The sequence below is a fragment of the Neobacillus sp. S1115 genome, assembly GCF_055385565.1.
In genome coordinates this window covers 5,202,134-5,228,448 of sequence record NZ_AP038275.1, presented here as the reverse complement: position 1 = coordinate 5,228,448, position 26,315 = coordinate 5,202,134, and the positions used below count along the sequence as shown (strand labels likewise).

Genomic DNA, 26,315 nt, shown 5'->3' with positions numbered 1-26,315 from the left:
TGAAGATGGGAGATTTGTTATTAGTTTTTTTAATAACCGGGTTTGTTACGACTTTGTTTGCTGCCATATTATTAACGATCTATAAAAGGAAAATTGCCTTTAATGAGCGTGTGAATACGTATTTTGGCAGCGTGGCAATAAAAAGTGATGAGCGAATCCCGGAAAAACAAGAGAAAGATGTCAAACATTTCTTTAGTCAATATTGGGAAAAAGGAACCGATGTTTTGAACAAAAAGGTTTCAAAAGAGGAAAGAAGAAGGCTTGATTCCTTACTAAGAGATGCGGGATATCCATTTAAGTCAGCTATCGATTTCAGGCTATTCCAGATACTCCTTAGTGCTGTAATGGGGCTTGTTGTTTTCATGCTTTTTATGCCGATAGCCGGGAATAAAACGTTAGCCTGGGTCATGGTCGCTGTCGTGGCATTATTAGGGTTCCGGCTGCCCATTTTTTATCTTGGAAAAAATAAAACGGCAAGAATCAAAGCGATTAACAAGGCAATGCCGGATTTCTTTGATACTGTTAATCTCCTGCTTGAAGCCGGGATGGGGCTTGATCTCGCTTTAAAAGAAGTTTCAAACAATATTAAAGGACCGCTGGCTGATGAGTTCTTACTTACATTAGAAGATATGAAACTCGGCAAATCAAGAAGGGAAGCATTTTACGAGCTAAGGAGGCGAGTTCCATCTCACTCCTTTCAAAGTTTGATTACTTCGCTTATCCAAGCCGATCAGCTTGGAATCGGAATGGCTAAGGTGTTAGGGAACTTAACAATACGGGTACGTGAGCAGCGGCGTGAGGCAGCCCGTGAGCAAGCTATGAAAGCTCCTGTTAAAATGCTGTTTCCAATGGTATTTTTCATCTTCCCTTCACTTTTTATCGTGATTTTAGGTCCTTTGGTTATTACATTGATTACTAAGGGATTTGGAGGTTAAGAGTAAGATAGTCTAGGATATTTTTGTATTGGAAGGTGTTAACAAAAGGGAGAGGTACGATGGATGGTGCAAAACTTAAGAGTCTCCGGAAAGAAAAAGGGTACTCAATCACAAAGCTTGGTCAACTAACAGGTATTTCGAAGTCCTATTTAAGCTTAATCGAACGTGATATTCAAACAAACCCAAGTTTAGAAATACTAGAAAAAATTTCAAAAGCTTTAGAGGTTGATGTTGAACATTTAGTGAAAAATAAAGAAGATAGTACCCTATCGAATAATGGAAAAAAAACAGTTAAGAGTGTGTTAAAGGTTGAAATCGAATTGTCTGAGAACCAATTGAGTCCTCAGAAATTAAAACAAATAAAGACATTGATTGCTGCGATAAATGCAGAAGAGTAATTAAATGACCAATTGATGCAATAGGGAAAGAATAGAAAGAAACGCAAAACTGCTCAATATAGATATTGCCCATTTTAGCGGTATTACACGAAGCCGTGAGAATAGGAATGAGGAGCATAAGCTAAACCATATGACGATCATCAAAATGATGAAGCCATCAAGTAGATAGTATGGGAGTCTTCCCCAATAGACCAAACTTCCAAGGCCAACACTTAGAAACAGGGGAATAAGTACATCCTTACGTTGATTTATAATTGGCAAGCTGACTGGATCAAGCGCTTTTGCCGAAAGTAACGGATAAAGAAAGTAGGGGAGTACCAATCCAAAGCATATCCCGGTCACTAGTCTCCGTGCATTCGTACTTTCAAACAAGTGCGCATACGAGCCTACACCGTCAATTATTAAAGGGAGCATAAATGAAAGAAGAAAAAAGCTTATTTTTATTGACGGAATGGTGATGCTGATTTTTCGTTTAACAAAATGTAAGTAAATGAGTGATGAAAAGATACCAATGTAGATTCCCGTGTCACGGGCACAGACAGACAGGACTCTCCCGGAGGCATGAAGTGAGCGTTCCTCGATTTGATGGCAGATCGCCCCGCCGAAAAAATGTAGAATCTCTTGCAGCATACACATCACTCCTTCCCAAAAGAACCCAACCTCATAGAGTTGGGTTCTTTACTTTAGAATCCAGCCTATCCTAATACCCCGTCATAAACGCCGGTGACAGTGACAACGCCGACAGGGCAAACCAACAGATGCAGCTTAACACAATGGAGACGATTCCAACAGTTAAACAAGTTTTCCCAATAGCCTTTTTCTCCATGTCTTTGTCATTCATCCAGATAATTCCTAATATAATTCCAACAACGGGTATGAAAAACGATAAAATGTAAAGCAGTGCTTTTAATCCACCCGACACGAGATCACCTCCAAATGTCGAAAACTTACGACGGGAAAATCCTCACACACTGATATGTATGTCATGGAAAAATGGAATTTGCCTGTACCATTTGGAAATTTCTGATTAATTTTCCACCCGTTTGCAGTGTTTTTGGGTTACAATGAGGAGGAAGGATTTTGTAAGTACTTGTCTAAATATCTATTAATCTGCCAGTTATCTTAATATAATTGTAATATTTTTAATAGATTTGTAACAACGTGGAGGGAAAATCGTCTATAATGGTGGATGAAAAATAAATACCTTCAAAGAGGGATGAACGATGGGGAAACTGAAGAGGAGAAGACAGGTGAGGGGGGCTGTATTCCTTCTTACCATGATAGGGCTGCTTGCCATTGGAATATTTGCCGTAAACTATTTTCAGGCAAACGCGGCAGGCAAATCTGCTAATCAGGCAAACAACGAGCCTATGAAAAAGGCAAATGCTGCGATGAAGGGAAAAGGGGCCCTTAATTACCAGCAGGAAAAAGAAATGATACGAAAACAAATGGAAAAAGCCATGGCGTCTAGAAATGAACAAGAGAAAAGAAAGGACCAGGAAAATCCACCATCTGATCCGGCTTCGGCCCACCCACCAGCAAATACACCTGCTCCTGAAACTACAACAGTACCCAACACGAATCCACCACAACCGGCAGCAGCCCAACCACCTGCTCAGCCAACTGGCAAAAGAACAATTTATTTAACATTTGACGATGGGCCGTCTGCCATATCGGGCGACATCATTGCACTCTTGGAGCAACACCATTTTAAGGGAACTTTTTTTATGATTGATGGAAATATCCGCAAATACCCAGATGCAGCGAAATTAATGGTTCAGACCGGAGAAGCGGTGGGACTGCATAGTGTCTCGCATCGGAAAGAAGTATTTTATGCTTCAGCCGATTCTGTTTTAGGCGAGTTGACCCAGAATCGGAAAACATTAAGGGAAATTACTGGGGTAGATTCTTTTTTAGCAAGAACACCATACGGAAGTTCGCCTTATATGACCCCTCAGTATAAACAGGTTGTTAAGGATAACGGCTATTTCATGTGGGATTGGAATATTGACAGTAAAGACTGGTATTATAAAGACGCGCGGTACATCGACAATGTTATTGCCCAACTCAATGCAAAGGCAGGCCACAATGGGCCTCTTGTGATTCTTCTTCATGAGAAAAAAGAAACGCTCGCCCATTTGCCGCAACTGCTCGATTATTTAACCCAGCAGGGCTTTGAAAGTAAGGCGATTGACAGCACGATACCACCTGTTCAATTTTAAAAAGTATGTGTTCACATTTAATCCAATATTTAAATTCGAAAAAATGTAAACAAATTTGATATAATAAATTTGTAAATTTCACAATTTTAGTGAAGGTTATAGAAAAACATAATGGGGTTCGATAATTACCGATGATGAATAAACTTTACCAGACCAGAGGCTTCAAGAGAATCTTAATCTTCATTGTGATTGCATTGGCTTTATATGCGATGAAATCAATTATTAATTTAATATTGCTGACCTTCATTTTTGCGTTTTTAATGGATCGGCTCGTTCAATTCATTGAAGACAAAATCCCACTAAATAGAAAGCTGCTGGTGGTTATTTCGTATGCTACCATTGTCGGTTTGCTTACCTATGGTTTGGTTATGTACCTGCCAATGATTGCGGGTGAAATCACGGCCCTCATTAAACAGCTGACGGCTTTTTATACATCGAAGCATGATAATGTGGTCCTGAATTATATTGTCAGCCAAATGAATGAAGTGAAAATCTCCAGTTACTTGGAACAGGGAGTCACATACCTTTTAAAGTACTTTACAGACATTAGCAAAATAAGCCTGCAGGTTTTGCTGGCGCTTCTATTAAGTTTATTTTTCCTATTGGAAAAACCTAGGTTGATTGAATTCACCGGGAAATTTAAGACGAGTAAGGTTGCATCGATTTACGTTGAAATTGAATTCTTTGCGCAGAAGTTTGTCCGGACGTTTGGTAAAGTAATCGAAGCGCAATTAATTATTGCGGTTGTAAACTGTATTTTAACAACTATTTCTCTTTGGCTGCTGGACTTCCCGCAGCTCGGCGGCTTGTCCATCATGATTTTCCTGCTCGGCTTGATTCCGGTTGCAGGGGTCATTATTTCTTTGATTCCGTTAACCATCATCGCCTATAGTATCGGAGGCCTGATGAAGGTCCTTTATGTTGGAATTGCGATTGCCATCATCCATGGCATCGAGGCCTATATTTTGAACCCGAATTTAATGAGCTCGAAAACGAATTTGCCGGTTTTCTATACCTTCATTGTGTTGATTTTTTCTGAGCACTTCTTCGGAGTTTGGGGGTTAATTATCGGGATCCCGGTATTTGTCTTCCTCCTTGATGTTTTGGAAGTTACCGAAACCAAGAAGAAATAATTTGCGAAAAGCCCTTAACCTGGGGCTTTTTTGTTTTGCTAGAAAAATGGTATTCTAATGTTAATTAGACATGGGAGGGAAGCTTATGAGTGAATGCAAATTGGATCATTCACATGAGGATGTGAAAAAGAAGTACGAATCACAGGCGGAATTCTTACCGGAAGAAATGAAGCCATTGTTTGAGCAGTTTTTCGAAAAAGAGCACACCCAAGAAATTTTTAATGAAATGTTTCATTTATTGAAAAAATATGATTTAGTATCCGAGGAAGAAAAGAGTGAACGGATAAACCGTTTGAATATGGTGTTGAGAAATTTATAAAATGAAGTTGTAGCCTCCCGTGTATTAAACTTGGGAGGTTTTCGTTGTTTAAGGTGGGGTATTCATGGGAACTTTAGAAACAATTGAATAGTACTTTACGGAGGTATAAGCAGTTAAATAATATTTTTAATTTTTTGTGAAACCTGGTGAATTTTTAATTCCAGTAATATACCATTATCTTAACAGTATATGGAAACCGGAATTTTAAAAAATGATCGAGGTCATGTTCAATGAAAATAACTCGAATCTGCCAGATTAAAGACGCTGATCAATCCGATGTACATTTCTTGAATCAGCTAATGCGGGTATTTTGTTCCGCCCAACGTTTTTCATTCAACCGTTTACTTGAAGGAGGAAATCCCGGTGAGTTAATCAAAAAGGTTCAGGAAAAGTTTCGCTTGAACAAGCGTTATGCGGAGGATGCCGTCATGCAGGCACAAGCGATTATTTCTAGCCAAAAGGAATTATTGCCTGTCAGGATTGAAGGCGTTCAAGGTAAAATCCATAAAACAAGACAGAAAATAGAAGATTATACAACTGGGAAGAAAAAACCGAAAAAAGTTGGTTTGGAATTGTGTCTAAAAGGTCTTCAATCACGTTTGGAAAAGCTGAAGAAACAAGAGGATCTTCTATTGCACCATAAAGGAAATGGAACGATTCCCCCTGTTGTTTTTGGCGGGAAGAAAAACTTTTATGAACGATTGAAAAACAAAATTTCTAAAGAAGAGTGGAAAGACCTCCGTTCGAACACGCTTTACTCCCGCGGGGATAAGTCCAAAAAAGGGAATTTGAATACAAGGATTGTTTTCGATGAAACAGAACAACAATTCTATTTGGAAGTAGCCAATCCGCTGCAGTTGGAAGCAGGAAAGAGAAATAATCCAAGATTGCGTTTTATGCTTCAAATTCCACATAAGTATTTTAAAGAAATCATTAATGTCGTCTTGCCTGAAATTACTGGGCAAAACGAAAAAGGCAAACCAATCGAGGAATACAAAGTATATTCTATTGAACTTAAGCGAAAAGGCAAAAAATATTACGTTCATCTTACGTATGATTTTGAAACACTAGCTTCAGAACTCAAATGGAATGAAAAAAATCTCTTCCGATATTGTAGCGGGTATTGATGTAAATATTGATCGAATCGCTGTTTCGGTTTTAACGAAGCAAGGAAATTTATCAGAATCCAAAACTTTCTATTGTCACGAAATGGAGTATGTAAAAAGTACAAGAAGAACAAATATAGCAGGCGAAAAGGCAAAAGAGGTGATTGATTACCTTCTACAATGGAATGTTGGAGCTTTTGTTTTAGAGGATATCAAACTAAAACAAGACCATGACACCAACAAACATTTTAACCGGATAGTCCATTCATTTGCAAAAAACAAGCTTCAAAAAGCTCTCATTTCAAGAGGATTGAGAAATGGTTTTAAAATTAAAAAGGTCAATCCAGCCTATACATCGGTCATTGGAAGATTTAAATACAGCCGAATGTACGGCTTGTCCGTTCATGAAGCGGCATCGTTTGTGATTGGCAGAAGAGGATTGGATTTGGAAGAAAAAATTCCAAGGGAATTAATTAAAAAGCTTCACTCGATAGTTAAAACACATTTGATTCACATTCTTGGGTCAATGGAAGAATCCGAGAAAAAATCAAAAACAGGGAAACAAAGGCGAAAATATATAGGTATGCTGCTTGATCATATTGTTCATTTCAAGGAAAACCACAGCTGGAAGCTATGGAATGTAATTCATAAAACATTCATGTTAAAGAACCAGGAATTACAATTGAAGGAGGTGTAATCCTGGTACTAAAATCTTTGTGGCAGGCTGACCAGTGGAAGGAATGGTCTGTCGCAATAAGCTGGCTCTAACAGAGCACTGCGGGGTGTCTTGGACAAAAGGTTCATGACAAGGGTTAATCCCTTCCTGACAGAATGGCGTGAGAATCGCCACGGAAGTCCCACTTTTCTTGGTTCGGGGGCGAGTTTTAGAAATCATTAGATTTTAGTAACCAGGTTCATTAATGAAGTACTCCTTTATTCGTTTTTTAATTGTCGGAGTCATTAATACGATTGTAGGGTTATCTACCATGTTTGTACTGCTTAACGGGTTCCGTTTGTCTTACTGGTGGTCCACGCTATTGGGTAATATCGTCGGTGCAGGGGTCAGTTTTCTATTGAACCGGACTTTCACCTTCAAAAATGAGGCGGCGATTGGGGGAAGCCTTATTCGGTTTGTCCTTGTGATTGGTATTTGTTACTTTGTTTCATACTCTTTTGGATTGAAACTAGCTATTTGGTCTTTAAAAAAATTGCCTTGGATTCCGAATGGGCTTACTAAGGATTTGGCTGTATTAATAGGGACTGGCATTTATACTATTATGAATTATTTAGGCCAGAAACATTTTGTTTTTAAAGGAGCAGAGAAACGCAAAACGGACCCCAATGTTATTACATAAGGGGTCCTTTCAAATTAGCAAATACACGTTTTCCTCTTAACGCCAATTTTATCTCGTTCTTCGATTTTCTTAATATATTCACTTGCCAGCGGTACCTTACAAGCTGTCCTGCCGACATTAACGTGAACTTTACCAATTTTCTCTGCCACACTTTTGGCTTCTTCATTCAGTTCAGTCACATAGGCACCGACACTAATAACAAACCCATTCATCACATAGCGAACACGGTTTTTCTCCTGATGGACTGTAGACTGGACCTGATCTAGTAGGCTCCGAATCTCCACAAGATCGAGCAATTCGTCAGGAGTTATGGAGAGATAGTTCGAATAGGTACTCCACCCAGCAACAGCAATCATTTCCTCATCCGATTTCATCCATTCCCGGGCCAGTTCAAGTGCATACGGGCTTTCTGCCGCAATTCCTGCAACCGTGTATTCGGCCAGCATGTACCAATCGGCCTTTTGAACCCATCGCTCGAGTGTTTCCTTCGACATTAATTTTGGATTAACAGATAGACCGGCCAGGTACATCGCATCACTATTCCCGGTTTCGTATAAAGCGAGCGCCAAGTCTTGATCCTTTTTTACATTTTTGACGAGTTTTTTTAAATCGCCTACTTTTACTCCAAATAAAGACCCGCGCGCCCCATGATTGATAAATATCTTCTTCGTTTGTTCCGAACCGAGCTCCTCGAGAGTCTGCATAATCTCTTCTAACTTCATTTTTTGCCTCCGGCTTTTCTTCTATTTTATCATCATTATGGAAATTTTTCTGTTATCGCATTCATTAAACCTTTTTAGAAAATATTAAGATTAGCCAATTTTAAGAGAAAAGGGGATACGGATGGGAGAACTATTTAAGTTATTAAAGCGTGGAAATAAATCGGCAATGCTGGCGGCTATTGTGAATACCGTTATTGCTATTATCAAAGGCGTAGCTTATATGTTTACCGGAAATGTAGCGATGTTTGCGGAAACCATGCATAGTTTAGGGGACGCTGCAAACCAGTTTTTTGTGTTTATCGGTTCGGCTTTAAGTAAAAAAGCCCCGACGGAAAAATTTCCAAACGGATTTGGCCGCCTTGTCAATCTAGTTTTGCTAGGTGCAGTGTTGATTGTCGGGATTATGGCGTTTGAAACGATTAAAGAAGGATATCACCACATGGTTCATCCAACTGCGTCTGGCGGTTTTATCATCAATATTATCGTTTTAGGGGTGGCGACCATACTTGAGACTTATGTTCTTTTTAAAGCGATGAAAGAGGTCCTCCATGAAATTGGCTTGGAAGCAAGCGGTCCTGGCGTATTTGCTAAGAGCTTTGCCAATCTGGGCAGAGCCAAGCCGGCGACGAAGCTTGTATTTATGGAGGACCTTGTTGCAACCATGGGCGGTTTGCTGGCCATTATCGCAGTAGTTATTGCCCATTTTTCCAACATCCATTGGCTCGAAGGATTAGCTTCCATTTTGATTGGAGCCATGATGTTTTTTGTGGTCGGCAGGGTCTTTTTGGACAATGCAGCAGGGGTAATTGGCCAAGCCGACGAAGAAATGGAGAACAAAATTGGCTCGCTTGTTATTGCAGATCCAGATGTCAAGGATATTCAGGGAATTACCGTCATCAAGGAAGGGGAAGACCTTCATGTTGAATTGGAGATCGAAGTCGACCCGCAGCTTACAGTTGCCGAGGCGGATGATATTAGAGACCGCTTAGCGGAAAAAATATTGGCTGAAAACGGCGTAGTCGATGTCAAGATTGAAATTGATGAAGAAGACGAAATTATGCATTGGGAAAACAAACCCCGGCCTACTGTGTAGCAGGTCTATTTTCCTGACGGCTTGTTCTTTATAATGAAAATTTGGTGTTTTTTAGGTGCATCTTACTGATGCACAAGAACCGTCCCCATGCTTCACCCATGCTTCACTTTGTATAAAATGGATGATTTACAGGGATTATATTCTTAGAGTACTTTTTTTAGGGAGGCTTACGTATGTCTGAGCGCAGCATTAGGTTGTCAAGTTCGGAAATTGCCGCATTATGGGCTACGTACATACAGGAAAACATGACGGTCTGTTTGCTCACCTATTTCCTGCATCACAATAAGGATGTGGAAATTAAGCCGATCCTTGAAAAGGCAATGCAGAATTCGGAAGCACACCTTCAACAAATTACTGACATTTTTGTAAAAGAAGGCATTCCAATACCCGATGGTTTTTCAGAAAAAGATGTGAATTTGACGGCTCCGCCTTTATTTTATGATATGTTCGGACTCAGCTTTGTTTATTCCTTGACCCGTCTACTGATGATTAATGGGAGTTTTTTGACGGCTAATGTGGCAAGGAAGGATGTTTTGGATTTTTTTATCACGATGAACTACAAATCAACCGAACTTTATAGGCAAGCAACTGAGCTAATGCTGTCAAAGGGGATTTACGACCGTCCGCCATACGTTCCTTATCCGGATAAGGTGGAATATGAAGACAAACTTTCCTATATTAATGGTTTTGGAAAAAAAAGGCCATTAAATGTAGCTGAAATAATGGAGATTTTCTTTAATATCGAACGAAATTATTTTTCGGTACTGCTTTGTATGGGCCTTCTTCAAGTAGTAAAGGATAAAGAAATTCATAGCTTTATTAAGGAAGGAAAAAAAATCTCTGAACAACAAATTAGAACGTTTAATGATATATTGATGAAAGAAGAGCTGTATGGCATTATTACAACCAATATTGAAGTGACGGATTCAACCGTCTCTCCATTTTCTGATCGGCTGGTTGTTACCCTTTTTCATTCCTTAAACGGCATTGATATCGCCCTGCTCGGTCATGCGGTATCGTTATCGATGAGAACTGATTTAGTGGCCTACTATCAGAAATATATTGCTGAAATTCTTTTATACTCTGCTAAGGGAGTGGACCTTTTGATGGACCGAGGCTGGTTCCAAAAGCCGCCTCATGCTCCTAGCAGACGAGATCTTCAAAAAATAGACTAGGTTCGAGCAGTGTGCGGTGAACCTAGTCTATTTTCTTACCTATTAAAGATTCCAGGTTATTCCCACGGTTTTTGCGTTGTAAAGTATCCGGCCAGTTCTTTACTGTGTCTCCGATGTTCTTTCCGTTTTTCGGCCCTTTCTTTCCCTGTATCATATAACTTTTTTTCTTCCTCAGTCTCAGGGATGATACCAGGGACTTTAGTTGGCTTGCCATCGTCATCTAATGCCACAAATGTTAAAAAGGCAGTGGCGGCAATTTTTCGATCGCCGGAAATCAGGTTTTCGGCAATAATTTTCACAAAAACCTCCATTGAAGACGTACCAGTCCAAGTGACAAATGATTCAAAGCAGACCGAATCCTGCGGTGTAATCGGATGAAGAAAGTCGACGGAATCTGTCGAGGCGGTAACACATTCGCTCCGTGAATGTCTTGTTGCCGAAATTGATGCGAGCATATCAACATCGCTCATCAGCTTTCCGCCAAACAATGTATTATGGTTGTTGGCATCGTTCGGGAACACCCGACTGGTCCTGACAACTCGAGACTCATTGCATGTTTTAGCTTCCATTTTATAAAAACCTCCATTTAACGTAACTACTTTTATTTTGCCCCAATTCCATTGTAATTTTTAGTGAAAAATCAGCGATTGTGGTACATTACAATATAATAGCACTTTCCAGGAGGTTTCAAATCAATGAGCATGCAGGAACAAATTATGAAGGAGTTAAACGTCTCTCCCAACATACAGCCGAAAGAAGAAGTCCGGAAGAGAATCGATTTCTTAAAAATGTATTTAACCAAAACAAAGGCAAAAGGCTACGTGCTTGGAATCAGCGGTGGTCAGGATTCCACGCTGGCAGGACGCCTGACGCAACTGGCGGTCGAAGAGCTGCGAAATGAAGGAACGGATGCCTTATTCATCGCTGTCCGCCTGCCATATGGAGTCCAGCAGGACGAGGAAGACGCGAAGCGGGCGTTAGAATTTATTCGTGCCGATCGGGAAATGGTGTTTAATATTAAAGGAGCGGTGGACGAGGTCCAGAAGGAATACGACACAGCTACACCAACACGGCCGTTGAGCGACTATCAAAAAGGAAATGTTAAGGCTCGAATGAGAATGATTGCTCAATACGCCGTCGGCGGGATGGAAGGGCTGCTTGTAATCGGGACAGACCATGCAGCTGAGGCGGTCACTGGTTTTTACACAAAATACGGGGACGGCGGGGCTGATGTTCTGCCGCTGACCGGCTTATCCAAAAGGCAGGGCAAGGCACTTCTGAAGGAATTGGGTGCAGACGAATGCCTTTATTTAAAAATCCCGACTGCCGACCTGCTCGACCAAAAGCCTGGTCAGGCCGATGAAACGGAGTTAGGCATTACCTACGACGAACTTGACGATTATCTTGAAGGCAAGCAGGTTTCCGAGGAGGTTGCGGAAAAAATCGAACAACGTTATATCTTGACTGAACATAAACGAAGACTTCCTGCCAGCATGTTTGACGAATGGTGGAAGTAATAACACGTAAAAATGAGACTGCCCTCTTAAATGGCAGTCTCATTTAAATCAACCCACTTTTTGCAGCCGCAGATGATCAGCAATCAGTGCAATAAATTCACTATTCGTCGGCTTGCCTTTTAAAGGGCTTACAGTGTTGCCGAAGACCAGATTTAAATGCTCGATACTGCCCCGGTTCCAACCCACCTCAATCGAATGCCGGATGGCTCTTTCAACCCGGCTTGGGGTAGTATTGTACAATTTGGCAATGGCCGGATAAATCAATTTTGTGATCCCGCCTAATAATTCCACATTGCGGAACACCATTTGGATGGCTTCCCGTAAGAAAATATACCCTTTTAGGTTTGCTGGGATTCCCATTGAGCGGAGCACATCGGTGATTCTTACTTCTAAGCTCTCGCCACTCTTATTTTCGTTCGCCGGTTTAGATTCTCTTGAGATTTTTATTGAATAACTTTCGTTTGAACAAATCGTTCTAAGTGTATCGGATAACTGAGATAGCTCAAATGGCTTTAACAGAAAATAAGATACCCCTAACTCATTTGCTTTCTTAATGATATCCTCTTTTCCAAAGGCCGTTAACATTAAGACTTTGGTCGAAATATGATCGGCATAAAGTTTTTCGAGTAAAGAAAATCCGTCGGTATGAGGCATGATTAAATCCAGAATGACCACATCCGGCTGTTCCCGTTTAATCAACTCCATTCCCTCCATGCCATTATGGGCGATTCCGACCACCTTCATATCGACTAGTTTTGACAGGTATTCATTAAGTATTTCCGTTAATTGAAAATTATCATCTATAATTCCAATTTTTATCATTTTTAACCAATTCCTTCCTAAAAATATCCCACTACTAAGTATTTTTCGATAAATTTCGTTAGGAGACAAGTAATACTTTCCAACAAAAAACTTAGTATTTATATAAAACCCCAATGGTATTTGTTTGTTCCTGTCGAACCTTTGCCTTTATTGTAAAAATAAAAAGGCTATTGACCTAGACTGTACTTTTCAATTTCGGTATTAATGTCTAATCCAAAGATAGTATAGAAGGATGGAACCTTTACTACATAAGTCCTATATTGAAAGCGATTGCTAAATAGTCATAAAAATGCAACAATTACAGATGTTGTAAGGGGCGTTTCCCGTTTTATAATAAAATCATAACGGGGAGGTGTACCTAAATGAGATCCCATTTAACGGAAGGTAAATTTCTAGTTTATTCAACCATTGCGATCATTCTGCTGTTAGCCATTCATTTATTTCAGCAGAAAATCATAACCCTGTATAATCCGGAAAACTACGTTGGCTTCCATTTCATCTTGGAGGTTTTCAGCATTTCCATATCTGTGGCCATCTTCCTGTATGCTTTAAAAACCTATGGGAAAACTCGGTCGAGAAGGATGCTTCTGCTAGCCTTTACTTTTTTCATTGTGGGGGCGCTAGATACAATCCACACCTTGTCCTTTAAGGGGATGCCTTTTTTCTTTACCGAGAGCTCTGTTGCAAAAGCTACTTGGTTTTGGGTAGCGGCAAGGGTTTTTCAAGCGCTGTTTATTTTTCTGATTCTTCTTCTCCCCGACAGAACACTAAAAAAAGACTATCGATGGCCAATGTTTATCTTTGCCACAACCTTGGTTGTGCTCATTAGTTCCATTTTTATTTTTTTCGAGAAAAGCCTTCCGCTGCTGGTGATTGAAGGAAAAGGAACAACACCGTTAAAAAATGGCTTTGAGTATTTTGTCAGCTTCGTCCAGTTTGTTTCACTCATTATTACCTTATATCAATATTATTTGGCGAAAAGTGAAGCGAAACTGGCAATCGCCTTGGCACTTGTCTATCTATTGCTAACAAGCTTAATTTTTACCGTCTATCAGAGTGTCTTTGATTTAGACAATTTTACTGGTCATTTATTCAAAACGATTGGATTTTACTATATATTAAGAGGTTTTTATTTTATCAGCAGTGAACAGGAACACGAGAACCAAAAGGAAAAAACGATTATCCAGCAGCTGCCTGGTTTTGTTTTTAAAGCTATAAAAAGCGAGAGTGAATTTATTCTAACTTATGGGGAAGGAAATATGACTGAACATTTGGGCCATAATCAGAAAAACCTGCTGGGGCAGCCGCTAGCTAATGTTTTTTGGGATTCTCAAGGTATTCTTAGTGATTACTGTCGCTTGTGCATAAACAGACAAGAGGAGCGTACTTTTGAAATAGACCTAAATGAGAAGGTATTGTTATTTTCCATTAAACCATTTGTGGAGAACGATCAAGATGTCATTCTCGGTACAATCGTGGATGTAACCGGAATGTATCAGGTGCCTCCCTCCAAACTGAACGCCATAATTTAAGAAATTTTAACCTATCAGAACCATTCTGGTAGGTTTTTAATTTTTATAAAAGGGCAAAATAAACCCATCACTTTTATGGGATTAGCATAACTCAAACTTGGGAGGTAATCATCATGAAAAAACTATCCATCATTTTCGCCTTGCTGTTGAGCTTCATGGTTGTATTGGCAGCCTGCGGCAAGGATGACAAGGCCGATAAAAATAAAAAGACGGACAATAAAACGGCAGAGAAAACGGAAAATGATTTATTAGCTAAGGTTAAGGATGACGGAAAAATTTTAATCGGAACAGAAGGTACATACCCACCATTCACCTTCCATGATACAAGCGGGAAATTAACTGGATTTGATGTGGAGCTTGCCGAAGAGGTGGCCAAGCGGATTGGCGTAAAAGCAGAGTTCAAGGAAACCCAGTGGGATGCCATGTTTGCCGGCCTTGATGCAAAGCGATTTGACATGATTGCCAATGAGGTCGGAATTCGTCCTGACCGTCAGGAGAAATACGATTTCTCAGATCCATACATTACTTCTGCTGCTGTTCTAGTTACCAACAAGAGCAACACAAAAGTTAAATCTTTTGAAGATATCAAAGGGTTAAATTCCGCACAATCATTGACAAGCAACTATGGCGATATGGCGAAAAAGTACGGCGCAAATCTTGTTGGTGTGGATGGCTTCCAGCAGGCAGTAGAGCTGCTTGCGCAAAATCGCGTCGATGTAACGATTAATGACAAAATTGCTTATTTGGATTATACAAAACAGAAGCCAGATGCACCGATTAAAATAGTGGCTACCGGTGAAGATGCGTCATCAAGCGGATTTATGTTCCGTAAGAAAAGCGACACGCTTGTTGATTCCGTGAACAAGGCCTTAAAAGACATGGTCGATGACGGCACCTACAAAAAAATCTCCGAGAAATGGTTTGGTGTAGATGTACTTAAATAGTATTTTCGCTGACCCGGAACGAACGGCCCGGTTAATGGATATCGCCAAAACCTCCCTCCAGCCAATGCTGGAGGGTGCAATTATGAACACCATTCCCTTAACCATTATTTCGTTTATTGTCGGGATCATTTTAGCTGTATTGACAGCCCTTGCCCGAATTTCGCAGGGGAAAGTATTACGGGGGATTGCCGGAGTTTATGTATCTGCCATCCGCGGGACACCTCTGTTAGTGCAATTATTTATCATCTTTTACGGGCTGCCGAACGTCGGAATTACACTCGATCCGTTTATATCTGCTGTTATTGGCTTTTCGCTGAGCGTTGGGGCATATGCATCGGAAATTATCCGCGCAGCGATTCTTTCGATCCCAAAAGGACAGTGGGAAGCCGGGTATTCCATTGGCATGACCTACACGCAAGCTTTAAAAAGAATCATTTTGCCGCAGGCAGCGAGAGTATCCGTACCGCCATTATCGAATTCATTTATTAGTCTTGTTAAGGATACTTCACTCGCATCGCTCGTGCTTGTAACGGAAATGTTCCGCCGCGCCCAGGAAATCGCATCACGGAACTATGAGTTTCTGTTGGTCTATACAGAAGCAGCCCTCATTTATTGGGTTATTTGCTTTTTCTTGTCTGTGCTCCAGCAATACATGGAAAAGCGGTTGGATCGGTATGTGTAATGAAACTTTTCGCTAAAATATGGTGAAATTTTCGCAGAATCAATAACAAAAGGGTTCAAATAAGTAAATTTTATTACTTAAAAAGGGTTTCGTTTACGATTTTTTGCTTTCGATAAGATTCTATCAGCAAATTTCAAGGGTCTATCAGCGAATTCGGCCGTTCTATCAGCGAATTTCACCGTTCTATTGGCGAATTAAGCCATTCTATCAGCGAATCGATTTTTAATGACCTTTTTTAGAAAAAACCCGATTGAAAAAGGGAGTATTCCAATGATTTCAATTAAAGGCTTACATAAGCAATTCGATCAATTAGAGGTATTAAAGGGAATAGATCTTGAGGTGGGGAAAGGAAAGGTTGTGGTTGTGATCGGTCCGTCCGGATCGGGGAAAACGACGATGCTCCGCTGCCTGAACGTACTTGAGATTCCTACAAAAGGTATCATTTCTATTGAAGGCAACAGTCTTGACTTTTCAAAAACCGTTTCGAAAAAAAGCATTGCCTCGTTCCGCCGTTTAACAGGAATGGTGTTTCAAAACTATAATCTCTTCCCGCATAAAACGGCTCTTGAAAATGTTATGGAGGGGCCGGTAGTGGTGAAGGGGATGGATAAATCGAAGGCCCGCGAGAAGGCGGCGGCCCTGCTTCAAAAAGTAGGCCTCGGCGATAAAATGGATTACTATCCTTCGCAGCTATCAGGCGGTCAGCAGCAACGGGTCGGAATTGCCCGGGCCTTGGCAATGGAGCCGGAGGTAATGTTGTTTGATGAGCCGACATCAGCGCTCGACCCTGAGTTAGTAGGCGAGGTGTTAAGGGTCATGAAGGACCTTGCCCAAGAAGGGATGACGATGATTGTAGTTACCCACGAAATGCGTTTTGCCCGCGAGGCAGCAGACGAAGTCATCTTCATGGACGGCGGCGTCGTTGTCGAGAGAAACAAACCGGAAGAAATCTTCACTAACCCGAAAGAGGAACGTACCCGGAAGTTTTTGAATATGATTCAATAAGTGCTTCAGCCGAGGGCTGGGGCACTTTTTGTTGTGCGGTCGGATTGGTCTGTTCTTATTGTCGTATAAACCTAGTTAACTGTCGGATAACTCGCTCTTACTGTCGCATAAACCATTTCAACTGTCGCTTAACATTTTTGTGAAAAATTTCATAAAAAATCCCCAAAAAGTGAAACTTTTCCCTTTTTTATCCGTATTATTGACTATACATATGACAGAGGAAAGGGACGGATGCCCTATGCTCAAATGAAAACAAACATTCCCCATTATGAAGGAAAAGGATGATGCACATGGAACTTTTCGGCTTGCCAATAGCCACGATTTATTTGTACGGTCTCATCATTTCTGGAGTATTAACTATTTTATATGTGCTGTTTGCTGATGTGTTTCATTTTGACACAGGAGACGGCGGCTTGCACTTTCTTAATCCGGTGCTTGTCTTTGCCTTCGTCACGGTACTTTCCGCAAGCGGTTACCTATTTGAAAGGCTGACGGCCCTTCATTACTTATTGATACTAGGAATATCGGCCGTTATCGCAATTATAGTAGTTACTTTATTAAATGTTTTTGTTCTTGTACCGTTATCCTCCGCTGAGGAATCGCTTGTTTATAAAGAATCTGATCTAAGAGGTCGGGTTGGCACCGTCATTACGCCGATTCCTGCTGATGGCTTTGGCGAGGTTATCATTGAAAATGCCAGCGGACGGATTGCCAAGCCTGCCACAAGCTTTGAAGGGGAATCCATACCAAACGGTGTGAAAGTGCTCATTGTTCAGGTGAAAAATGGTGTCCTTGAAGTAACCATTCACCAGGAACTTGAAAGCTTTTTATAAAAGAGAGAAAGAGGAGGTTTACAATATGGAATTTGGTTTTGTATGGGTAATTATTGGGATAGTAGCACTTATCTTAATCGCATTAATCGGAGTATTTATTACCAAGTACCGGACGGCCGGGCCGGATGAGGCGCTGATTGTAACCGGCAGTTTCCTCGGAAACAGAAATGTCCATGTCGACGAATCTGGTAACAAAATTAAAATCATCCGCGGTGGCGGTACGTTTATTTTACCAGTTTTTCAACAGGCAGAACCGCTAAGCTTGTTATCTAGCAAGCTAGAAGTAACGACACCAGAGGTTTATACAGAGCAGGGCGTACCGGTCATGGCTGATGGGGTATCCATTATCAAAATTGGCGGTTCCATCACAGAGATTGCCACAGCTGCTGAACAGTTCCTCGGCAAGCCGAAGGAAGAAAGAGAAAATGAGGCAAAAGAGGTTCTCGAGGGCCATCTGCGTTCCATTCTTGGTTCGATGACAGTCGAAGAAATTTATAAAAACCGGGACAAATTCTCGCAGGAAGTGCAGCGTGTGGCATCACAGGACTTGGCTAAAATGGGTCTTGTCATTGTCTCATTTACGATTAAAGATGTTCGCGATAAAAACGGTTACCTTGAGGCCCTTGGTAAGCCGCGGATTGCCCAAGTGAAGCGAGATGCTGATATCGCTACAGCTGAAGCGGAAAAAGAAACCCGCATTAAAAAGGCGGAAGCCGATAAGGAAGCGAAGCGTTCAGAGCTGGAGCGGGCAACAGAAATCGCCGAGGCTGAAAAAGTCAATCAGTTGAAAACAGCGGAATTCCGCCGTGAGCAGGATATTGCCAAGGCCCGTGCCGACATGGCTTACGACCTTGAAAGCGCCAAGGCCAAGCAGGACGTAACTGAGCAGGAAATGCAAGTAAAAATCATTGAAAGACAGAAGCAAATTGAACTCGAGGAAAAAGAAATCCTACGTCGTGAACGTCAATATGATTCTGAGGTGAAAAAGAAAGCCGACGCCGACCGTTATTCGATTGAACAGTCTGCTGCTGCAGAAAAAGCCCGGCAAATTGCTGATGCGGAAGCGAATAAATACCGGATTGAAGCGATGGCGAAAGCGGAGGCGGAGCGCGTGCGTTTAGACGGTCTTGCTAAAGCAGAATCGCAAAAGGCACAGGGTCTTTCTGAAGCCGAAATCATCCGCATGAAAGGTCTGGCCGAAGCGGAAGCAAAGCAAAAGATTGCGGAAGCATTCGAACAATTCGGCCAGGCTGCGATTCTCGACATGATTATCAAAATGCTTCCAGAATACGCGAAGCAGGTGGCAAGCCCGCTATCCAATATTGAAAAAATTACAGTCGTGGATACAGGCGGCGGTTCCGGCCCAAATGGCGGTGCCAATAAAATCACCGGATATGCTACTAACTTGATGGCCAGCCTGCAGGAGTCATTAAAGGCATCAAGCGGTTTGGATCTGAAAGAGCTGATTGAAAACTACTCCGGCAAATCGAACGTGAAAAGAAGCATTGAGGAATTAACAGACGAAATCAAAAAGAAAGATTAATAGAAAGGGGCTGACCGGCTTAACTTCGGTCGCCCCTTTTTCGATGTGCACAGCATGAGCGAAGTCCAGGAGTCGCAGCGGGATTCAACCCAAACACCACGGCTAACTCAGAACTTACCTCCCCTGTTTTTCAATAAAATTGTACATCGCGCCAATCATTCCAGCATCATTTTGATACTTGCAGCGCTCAACCGGTATCTTAATCCGTTTCCACCAAGGGAGCTGGTCAAGTTTATGATTGATTTTACTAATCAATCCTTGTTGGGCGATGACTCCTCCACCAATTAAAATCTTTTGCGGGTTTAAGGTTGCGGCCAGATTGAAAATTCCATAACTTATGTGTTGAACCCACTCATCAACTAGTTTTCGTACCGAACTATTTTTCTTGGATTCCAGAAACACTCTTTCTCCTTCAATATGTTCGTGTTCACTAATGCCCTTTAGGTGTTTATAGGCTTTAATTAAGGCATTCGTAGAAGCATTGGTATGCAATATGTCAAAGTTATAATTTCCTGCTCTAGTAATCATAAAGCCAATTTCGCCGCCCCTAAAACTGTGGCCATGTAAAAGGCTCCCGTTTACAAAGATACCGCCGCCAATTCCGGTACCAATGGTCATACAAATAAAGTCGCTGCAATCTTTGGCGTTGCCGCTCACTTTTTCAGCTAACGCCGCACAATTTCCATCATTTTCAACTTCAACTGGCAGATAAATTCTTTTTTCTAATAGTTTTTTTAGGTTTTGATGATCCAGCGCTGTGACCGCGCCCCCGCTTTCTGAGTAACCTGTATGCGGATTGATAAAGCCCGGTAAGCTAATGGCAACACCGCTCACTTGATGATTTTGGGTATACATTTGAATTGTTTCTGCCATTTCTTTTAAAAATAGGTCCAAGTTCGTGCAATTGGTATCGTAGCTGTCCTTTGAAAGAATGGTTCCATCTCCTAACAATAGCCCATGCTTTACTTTTGTCCCGCCAACATCAAAACTGATATATTTTTTAGCTTCAGTCCCATCCATTTCGAAACTAGTATACTCTTTCACCGTTCATCCTCCTATTTGCGATTATCAAGCCCAGAAATTTGACTAATAGTCCCCTCATCCGAAGTAGGCTTCTCGAATTCCTTGTATATTTGTTTTAAAACATTATCTGATAACCGCTTTAAAACTCTGTTTCGTTTTTTACAAGTTTCATAATCAGTATCCACATAGAAAATTTCCAAAGTAAGGCCAAATTCTTTTGCCACCCGCCTCCATTTTTTTCGTCTGTCTCTCGTTCTGTTGGTGGTATCAACAAGCACATCATGTCCGCTTTTCAGCAATGTCCGGACCATGAGTTCAGCGTTTTCCCACACGAGAGGTTCTGCCTCTGCTTTATAAACTTGGCCGTGTAAAGCAAGCCTAAGATCATCGAGAGATACGCGTACCCAACCTTGCTTTTGAAGGGTTTTGCCGTAGGTTGATTTTCCACTAAGCGGCATCCCGCACATAATTCCCAGTTTCACTGTTCATCCCCTCCAAAAAAAAATTCCTGCCTGTATTCGAAATGACAGGAACAGACACATCTTCACTTAAGCAGCAGGTTTTCTACTTTATTGAATGCGAATGAGCATACATTTGAAAGGTACAAAAAACTATGTTGAATTAATCGAAATATTCAGCTTGGGTGTGATACAAGCCGTTTCCATCCCATATCGGTTCACATAAGTATAAAAGAAACTTCTAATGTCCACTTAGAAGAAAAATGTTCGGTTGTTTATTAACAATCAGAAGAAGGTGAGAAAAAGTTATGGTCAGGAAAGCAATCATTCCTGCTGCAGGGTACGGCACGCGAAATCTTCCAATTACAAAAGTAATACCGAAAGAAATGCTGCCTGTGGGTTTAAAACCGGCCATTCATTATATCGTCGAGGAAGCAGTTCAATCGGGGATTGAACAAGTACTAATCATCACTTCAAATTCAAAAAACGCGATTATGGACTATTTTGATCATTCATTGGAGTTAGAGACATTGTTAAGAAGCAAAAACAAAGAATATTTGCTTAAACATTTGGAACTACCAAAAGTAGAAATTTTTTATACAAGGCAGTCCTATGCAAGAGGTCTTGGGGACGCGATTCGACTGGGCAAAGAATTTGTGGGAAACGAACCGTTTGGTGTACTGCTTCCGGATGATTTTGTCATTTCCAGCGAAGCCCCTGCTCTTAAACAATTAATTGATGTCTATAAGAAGACAAATAGCAGTGTTATCGGATTAAAACAAGTTCAACAAGAGCAATTAAAAAATTATGGTGTCATTCAATGTTCAAGTAAAAAAAATCCAATCGAAATCGAGAATATTGTTGAGAAACCTAAAACAGACCCACCTTCGGATATGGCTGTTATCGGGAGATATATTTTCACCCCAGAGATATTTAAATGTCTGGAGGGAATAAAAGCAGGGGTCGATGGGGAAATTCAGTTGACTGATGCTATTAAAAACTTGCTTGGCACAGAATCCATCTATGGAAAAATCATTTCCGGAGATCGCTACGATATTGGGGTTTTGGATGAATACGTTGAACTAATGAAAATCATGAGCAAAAGATAAAAAAGGGAGAAAAACGGGAGAAAAAAGGAGAGCGTTGTCGTTGTTAGAAAATGTATCAATCATTATGCCATTCCAAACAGACAATGGGCCAAGGGCGAGGGCTTTTGAATGGATCAAAAAGTACTATGCCAAGGTCATGCCCGAAGCTGAATTATGTTTGGGAATCATCAGTGGAGACATTAATAAAGCGAAAGCCATCAACTTAGCAGCTAAAAAGGCTACAAAAGATATTTTTGTCATAGCAGATGCGGATGTCGTTTATGACCCTTCACTTATTGAGGAAGCTATCAAAGTACTAAAAAAAGCAGCATGGGTTGTTCCTTTTACTGAGATATATAATGTTGAAAAGCAAGGCACTAAAAAATTGCTTCAAACAAAACCAAAATGGCCGATGGATGTAAACTCCGGAGATTGTACAAAAGCAAATTGGCTTTATCAAGGTTTTGCCGGTAAACTTTTTGTCATACCAAGGGCAAACTTTGAAGCAGTCGGTGGTTTTGATGAACGGTTTATTGGCTGGGGAGGGGAGGATGATGCTTTTTCACATTCTGTCCGCACCCTATGCGGGGACATTGTAAACGTTAAAGGAAGAATCTATCATTTATGGCACCCAAGTTCAAGCTATCAAACAAACCCAAATGGAAAGGCGAATGCCAATCTTCTCGGACGCTATCAACGTGCAAGTGGCAACAAGAAGAAGATGGCAGAGATTATTAATGAACGACGGGAAAGGAATAATCCTATAAAAATAGAAAATGTAAATGAATCAACAGCTTCCCCCAACAGTAAAATCTGTTTTGCCATTCTTGTTCATGAAGACAGAGAGTTAGTTAAGCAGCTAATTGATAATGTTCGCTATTATTGCCCAAGCTGTACCATTGTCTTATACAACGGGGGAGAGGACCCGAAACTATGTGAGGGATTAGGTGTTCCTGTCTGCCCTTCCAGCCATAAATTAAAGCGGGGATGGACGACCATTTATTTTTTGGAAACAATGGAATGGCTCGAGAAGCAGGGGATACAGTACGATTATTTTATTAATATTGATTCGGATGCCTTGTTTATCAGAAAAGGCTATGAGGAATTTGTTCAAGAAGAAATGAAAGATACGGATTATATGGCCGTCAAACTGAGAATCCCAAAAAGCGGCTGGTATATTGGAAAAGAACTGAAGAAGGACATTAATCGTTGGAAAAAATTATTTAATGTTAACCCTTTCTATGGCGTATTTAATGTGGGCCAGGTGATTTCAAGGCCGCTCGTTCAAGCTTTACTAAAACAGGAACGGCTGGAAAGGCTAAAAAATGCTCTAAACAAAACGATTTCCTTCGGCACAGATGAGGTCTTGTTTGTTAACATGGCAAAGGAGCTTGGCTTCAAAATGAAAAAATATCCAAATGATACGGCCTCAACGATGATCCGCTATCGTCCATACTTTACACTGGACGAGATGATATCCTGCCTGAACAATAACGAAACGGGCGGGCTGTGCCACCCGGTGATAAGAGATCATGACGATCCAGTCCGAAAACTAATCCTTCATATGAACAGTGGGACTCATACTAAACGATATAAAAGCAAGGAGTATCCATGGCACGATAGTAACCCCAATAATTATTCGATTACGATTCCAATCAAAAGTAAATTCGGAAACAATGAGCTTATCGTAAGGTCAGGTTCGTCCTTGACCCACTATTGGCAGGACCCGGATGGGGAATGGAATAAAAGTGAGACATTTGCTACTAACGTTGTCGGAACCCCGATATTTTTTCAAAATAATGCAGGTCAATTTGTAGTAGTCTGTAAATTAAAAAATGGCAGGCTTGGATTTTGGCTCAGGGACAATGAAGCATCCGGCTATCCTTGGTATGGACGGTCTGTTTCCCGGCAGGAGAATATCGATGAGCTGATCATGGGAACACAGCTTCAGAATAACGGCTGTGTCATCGTGTATAAATCCAACAATCAATTTTATTATTGGGAGTTTGATAAAAGTATATGGAAAGACATCTTTCCCAAATAAAAAAATTGGTGCCCCGACATCGGGACACCTTTTTATATTTTAAGAGAGGTATTTTGGGATGAGTAAGAGGCCATGAAGACCAACTACCATTCCGAAGAGGGGATTGCTTCGATAACTTGGGGGTCCGTCGAGAATCCCTTCTTCTTAGATGTCCTTATTTTAGCGGGAAAGATTGAAGATGTTATGAAGAACTTATGATGATTTTGTGAAGTTACAAAAATCACAGACCCAAGATGATATATTAATGATATGGGGAGTGATAATAATGAAAATATTATTAGTCGACGATGAACGTAGAATCATAGAAGTTCTCGAAGCTTACCTAGAAAGAGAAGGCTATGAAATTCATAGCGCAGATAATGGAATAGATGCTTTGAAAAAGGCGAAAACCCTGCAGCCGGATTTAATCATATTAGACTTAATGCTTCCCGATATTTCCGGTGAAGAGGTTTGCCGGCTTGTCCGCAAGGAATCCGATGTGCCGATTCTGATGCTGACGGCCAAGTCAGCAGAAGACGACCGAATTAACGGCATCGTAATGGGCGCTGACGATTATTTAACGAAACCGTTCAGCCCGCGCGAGGTTGTTGTCCGCGTTCAGGCTATATTAAGGCGCGTCAAAAAGACCGAAAAGGTAGACCGCCTTGAATTTAACAGAAGGAAACTGGCGATAAATTTAGAGAAAAAAGAAGTAACCGTTAATGGACAATATATTACGCTTACCCCCATTGAATACAAGCTGTTAACTAACATGGCGGGCAATCCCGGCCGGGTGTACAGCCGGATGGATTTGCTTGAAAAAATTCAGGATGAAGGCATCTATTATGAAGGATATGAGCGCAGCGTTGATACCCATATCAAAAACCTGCGCAAAAAAATCGAGACCGACTCACGGCAGCCGGAATTCATCATGACTGTTTTTGGCATGGGCTACAAATTTGGAGGGGTTCCCGATGTTGCAAACGCTCCGGTCTAAAATTCTCTTTTACCTGCTTTTGATTTCGATGATCGGTATATTGATCGTCAGCTTTTTTATACAGTACGGCTTTGAAGAGAGTTTTAATAGTTACTTGGATCGGAATCGGGAAAAAAAGATTGATAGGGTGATCACCGAAATTGAAAAGGATTTTCGGCAAAATGGCCATTTTACAAGGGACCCGGTGTTTGCGATGCTGCACGAATATGCGATGGGCGAGCAGCTTTATTTTCAGCTGTATGACCGCTACGGACAAATCCAGATGGACTCCTCCAATATCCGCAGCATGCTAAACAGTCTGGGCCTGACCGAACCGGAGCCAAGCGGTGAGGAATGGCATTCGAAAAATTATACACTCAAGGTCGACAACGCCATTATTGGTAAACTCGTCGCCATTTATCCGGAGGGCTTAATTGATGACGAGTATACATTTATCCAAACTATCCAGTTATACATATATGCCGCCGTATGCTTAACCGTTGTGCTGGCGATTGTCTTCAGTATGCTTTTTTCAAAAAAATTAACCTCTGGTTTGAAAAAGCTCTCGTTTGCGGCCGATGAGTTGCAGCAGCACAACCTCAATATCCGCATCCCATTAAAGGGGCTGCCAACCGAGATCAAGCAGCTGGCCATTTCCTTTAATAATCTGGCGCAATCGCTGGCAAAGGAGGAAATGCTGCGGAAACAGTTTACGGGGGACTTAGCCCACGAGCTCCGAACCCCGCTTGCTACCTTAAGAAGTCAGATTGAGGCTTTTCAAGATGGAATTTGGGAGCCGACACCACAGCGCCTGCAGGCAAGTCACGAGGAGCTGATGCGGTTGGTTAGGCTTGTGAACGAGCTGGAAAAATTGCTCGCCGCAGAAAACCCGCAAATGAAGCTCGAAAAAATAGAACTCGATGCCGGCAGCGTACTGGCGGCATTATGGGAAATGTTTATGCCGATTTTTAAGGAAAAAGGAGTTCAGTTACATATTGAAGAGCCTGAGCAGGAGGAGATTTTTGAAGCAGACAAGGATCGCCTCATGCAAATTCTCTCTAATGTTCTTAATAATGCTTTGAAGTACACGCCGGAAGGAAAAAATGTGACCATTTCGGTGGCAACGGACCGCGATGGCTACGTCGGCTTTAGGATACAGGATGAAGGCAACGGCATGGCGGAGGAAGACATCCCGCACATTTTCGAACGTTTCTATCGCGGAGATAAGTCCCGGGACCGAAAAACAGGTGGAGCGGGTATTGGACTTTCCGTTGTGAAAGCCTTAATGGACGCTCATAAAGGGATGATCAAGGTGAAAAGCAAGCTTGGAAAAGGAACAACTATGACGTTGTGGTTTCCGCGGGAAGATTAGTATAAAGAAAGGGCCGCAGCAGGTTGTGCAACGGCCCTT

Annotated in this window: 27 protein-coding genes and 1 pseudogene; 21 read left to right on the top strand and 7 right to left on the bottom strand. The window is 41.4% G+C overall.

Going from position 1 to position 26,315, the window contains the following annotated elements:
• Window positions 1-5 precede the first annotated feature (5 nt).
• Both ACZ5B7_RS25740 and ACZ5B7_RS25735 read left to right on the top strand, forming a co-directional pair.
• The gene (locus ACZ5B7_RS25740; protein ID WP_464491455.1) at window positions 6-935 is read left to right on the top strand and encodes a type II secretion system F family protein; all 930 of its coding nucleotides are present in this window, start codon (window positions 6-8) and stop codon (window positions 933-935) included.
• Window positions 936-994: 59 nt separating this feature from the next.
• Window positions 995-1,333 (top strand): helix-turn-helix domain-containing protein, encoded by a 339-nt coding sequence (locus ACZ5B7_RS25735; protein WP_464491454.1) that lies wholly within the window; start codon window positions 995-997, stop codon window positions 1,331-1,333.
• On the opposite strand, the gene ACZ5B7_RS25730 is transcribed toward ACZ5B7_RS25735, so the two are convergent.
• Together ACZ5B7_RS25730 and ACZ5B7_RS25725 are read right to left on the bottom strand one after the other, a co-directional pair.
• Entirely contained in the window at window positions 1,334-1,963 is a 630-nt protein-coding gene (locus tag ACZ5B7_RS25730; protein ID WP_464491453.1) for a DUF2085 domain-containing protein, read from the bottom strand.
• A 70-nt stretch (window positions 1,964-2,033) separates the two neighbouring features.
• Window positions 2,034-2,255 carry a hypothetical protein gene (locus ACZ5B7_RS25725; RefSeq protein WP_464491452.1) on the bottom strand — a complete coding sequence of 74 codons (222 nt, stop codon included), beginning with the start codon at window positions 2,253-2,255 and terminating at the stop codon, window positions 2,034-2,036.
• Between the two features lie 301 nt (window positions 2,256-2,556).
• On the opposite strand from ACZ5B7_RS25725, the gene ACZ5B7_RS25720 reads away from it, so the two are divergent.
• From ACZ5B7_RS25720 to ACZ5B7_RS25700, 5 genes and pseudogenes are all read left to right on the top strand, one after another.
• Window positions 2,557-3,555, top strand: coding sequence for a polysaccharide deacetylase family protein (locus ACZ5B7_RS25720; protein WP_464491451.1), 999 nt, complete (start codon window positions 2,557-2,559; stop codon window positions 3,553-3,555).
• Between the two features lie 131 nt (window positions 3,556-3,686).
• Window positions 3,687-4,688: an AI-2E family transporter gene (locus ACZ5B7_RS25715; RefSeq protein WP_423799529.1), complete on the top strand. Its 1,002-nt coding sequence runs from the start codon at window positions 3,687-3,689 to the stop codon at window positions 4,686-4,688.
• A gap of 85 nt (window positions 4,689-4,773) precedes the next feature.
• Window positions 4,774-5,007, top strand: coding sequence for a hypothetical protein (locus tag ACZ5B7_RS25710; RefSeq protein ID WP_464491450.1), 234 nt, complete (start codon window positions 4,774-4,776; stop codon window positions 5,005-5,007).
• A 230-nt stretch (window positions 5,008-5,237) separates the two neighbouring features.
• Window positions 5,238-6,810: pseudogene (locus ACZ5B7_RS25705) on the top strand (IS200/IS605 family accessory protein TnpB-related protein).
• A gap of 223 nt (window positions 6,811-7,033) precedes the next feature.
• Complete coding sequence (locus ACZ5B7_RS25700) at window positions 7,034-7,468, top strand: GtrA family protein (RefSeq protein ID WP_464491449.1); 435 nt, start codon at window positions 7,034-7,036, stop codon at window positions 7,466-7,468.
• Between the two features lie 14 nt (window positions 7,469-7,482).
• On the opposite strand, the gene ACZ5B7_RS25695 is transcribed toward ACZ5B7_RS25700, so the two are convergent.
• Window positions 7,483-8,190: a DNA alkylation repair protein gene (locus ACZ5B7_RS25695; protein ID WP_464491448.1), complete on the bottom strand. Its 708-nt coding sequence runs from the start codon at window positions 8,188-8,190 to the stop codon at window positions 7,483-7,485.
• A 121-nt stretch (window positions 8,191-8,311) separates the two neighbouring features.
• Between ACZ5B7_RS25695 and ACZ5B7_RS25690 the strand changes: the two genes are divergently transcribed.
• Both ACZ5B7_RS25690 and ACZ5B7_RS25685 read left to right on the top strand, forming a co-directional pair.
• Entirely contained in the window at window positions 8,312-9,283 is a 972-nt protein-coding gene (locus tag ACZ5B7_RS25690) for a cation diffusion facilitator family transporter (RefSeq protein WP_464491447.1), read from the top strand.
• A 173-nt stretch (window positions 9,284-9,456) separates the two neighbouring features.
• Window positions 9,457-10,458: a DUF3231 family protein gene (locus tag ACZ5B7_RS25685; RefSeq protein ID WP_464491446.1), complete on the top strand. Its 1,002-nt coding sequence runs from the start codon at window positions 9,457-9,459 to the stop codon at window positions 10,456-10,458.
• 56 nt (window positions 10,459-10,514) lie between these two features.
• Here ACZ5B7_RS25685 and ACZ5B7_RS25680 read toward each other — a convergent pair whose 3' ends face one another.
• Window positions 10,515-11,027 (bottom strand): acyl-CoA thioesterase, encoded by a 513-nt coding sequence (locus tag ACZ5B7_RS25680; protein WP_464491445.1) that lies wholly within the window; start codon window positions 11,025-11,027, stop codon window positions 10,515-10,517.
• 126 nt (window positions 11,028-11,153) lie between these two features.
• On the opposite strand from ACZ5B7_RS25680, the gene nadE reads away from it, so the two are divergent.
• Window positions 11,154-11,975, top strand: coding sequence for an ammonia-dependent NAD(+) synthetase (gene nadE, locus ACZ5B7_RS25675; protein ID WP_464491444.1), 822 nt, complete (start codon window positions 11,154-11,156; stop codon window positions 11,973-11,975).
• A 48-nt stretch (window positions 11,976-12,023) separates the two neighbouring features.
• On the opposite strand, the gene spo0A is transcribed toward nadE, so the two are convergent.
• A complete protein-coding gene (gene spo0A, locus ACZ5B7_RS25670; protein ID WP_464491443.1) occupies window positions 12,024-12,797 on the bottom strand; it encodes a sporulation transcription factor Spo0A in 774 nt (257 codons plus the stop codon).
• 362 nt (window positions 12,798-13,159) lie between these two features.
• On the opposite strand from spo0A, the gene ACZ5B7_RS25665 reads away from it, so the two are divergent.
• From ACZ5B7_RS25665 to ACZ5B7_RS25640, 6 genes are all read left to right on the top strand, one after another.
• Window positions 13,160-14,329 carry an MASE3 domain-containing protein gene (locus ACZ5B7_RS25665; RefSeq protein WP_464491442.1) on the top strand — a complete coding sequence of 390 codons (1,170 nt, stop codon included), beginning with the start codon at window positions 13,160-13,162 and terminating at the stop codon, window positions 14,327-14,329.
• Window positions 14,330-14,442: 113 nt separating this feature from the next.
• Entirely contained in the window at window positions 14,443-15,273 is an 831-nt protein-coding gene (locus ACZ5B7_RS25660) for an amino acid ABC transporter substrate-binding protein (protein ID WP_464491441.1), read from the top strand.
• Window positions 15,260-15,955, top strand: coding sequence for an amino acid ABC transporter permease (locus ACZ5B7_RS25655; protein WP_464491440.1), 696 nt, complete (start codon window positions 15,260-15,262; stop codon window positions 15,953-15,955). The genes ACZ5B7_RS25660 and ACZ5B7_RS25655 overlap by 14 nt, the downstream gene beginning before the upstream one ends.
• Window positions 15,956-16,225: 270 nt before the next feature.
• Entirely contained in the window at window positions 16,226-16,960 is a 735-nt protein-coding gene (locus ACZ5B7_RS25650; RefSeq protein ID WP_464491439.1) for an amino acid ABC transporter ATP-binding protein, read from the top strand.
• A gap of 290 nt (window positions 16,961-17,250) precedes the next feature.
• Window positions 17,251-17,793 carry an NfeD family protein gene (locus ACZ5B7_RS25645; RefSeq protein WP_464491438.1) on the top strand — a complete coding sequence of 181 codons (543 nt, stop codon included), beginning with the start codon at window positions 17,251-17,253 and terminating at the stop codon, window positions 17,791-17,793.
• Window positions 17,794-17,818: 25 nt separating this feature from the next.
• A complete protein-coding gene (locus ACZ5B7_RS25640; protein WP_464491437.1) occupies window positions 17,819-19,336 on the top strand; it encodes a flotillin family protein in 1,518 nt (505 codons plus the stop codon).
• A 114-nt stretch (window positions 19,337-19,450) separates the two neighbouring features.
• Here ACZ5B7_RS25640 and ACZ5B7_RS25635 read toward each other — a convergent pair whose 3' ends face one another.
• A complete protein-coding gene (locus ACZ5B7_RS25635; RefSeq protein WP_464491436.1) occupies window positions 19,451-20,380 on the bottom strand; it encodes an ROK family protein in 930 nt (309 codons plus the stop codon).
• 11 nt (window positions 20,381-20,391) lie between these two features.
• The gene (locus ACZ5B7_RS25630) at window positions 20,392-20,841 is read right to left on the bottom strand and encodes an AAA family ATPase (RefSeq protein ID WP_464491435.1); all 450 of its coding nucleotides are present in this window, start codon (window positions 20,839-20,841) and stop codon (window positions 20,392-20,394) included.
• A 284-nt stretch (window positions 20,842-21,125) separates the two neighbouring features.
• On the opposite strand from ACZ5B7_RS25630, the gene ACZ5B7_RS25625 reads away from it, so the two are divergent.
• From ACZ5B7_RS25625 to ACZ5B7_RS25605, 5 genes are all read left to right on the top strand, one after another.
• A complete protein-coding gene (locus ACZ5B7_RS25625) occupies window positions 21,126-21,926 on the top strand; it encodes a UTP--glucose-1-phosphate uridylyltransferase (protein ID WP_464491434.1) in 801 nt (266 codons plus the stop codon).
• 40 nt (window positions 21,927-21,966) lie between these two features.
• Entirely contained in the window at window positions 21,967-23,949 is a 1,983-nt protein-coding gene (locus ACZ5B7_RS25620) for a galactosyltransferase-related protein (RefSeq protein ID WP_464491433.1), read from the top strand.
• Window positions 23,950-24,021: 72 nt separating this feature from the next.
• Window positions 24,022-24,147, top strand: coding sequence for a hypothetical protein (locus ACZ5B7_RS25615; protein WP_464491432.1), 126 nt, complete (start codon window positions 24,022-24,024; stop codon window positions 24,145-24,147).
• 67 nt (window positions 24,148-24,214) lie between these two features.
• Complete coding sequence (locus tag ACZ5B7_RS25610; RefSeq protein WP_464491431.1) at window positions 24,215-24,925, top strand: response regulator transcription factor; 711 nt, start codon at window positions 24,215-24,217, stop codon at window positions 24,923-24,925.
• Window positions 24,903-26,276, top strand: coding sequence for a HAMP domain-containing sensor histidine kinase (locus ACZ5B7_RS25605; protein WP_464491430.1), 1,374 nt, complete (start codon window positions 24,903-24,905; stop codon window positions 26,274-26,276). Before ACZ5B7_RS25610 ends, ACZ5B7_RS25605 begins: the two co-directional genes overlap by 23 nt.
• Window positions 26,277-26,315 lie beyond the last annotated feature (39 nt).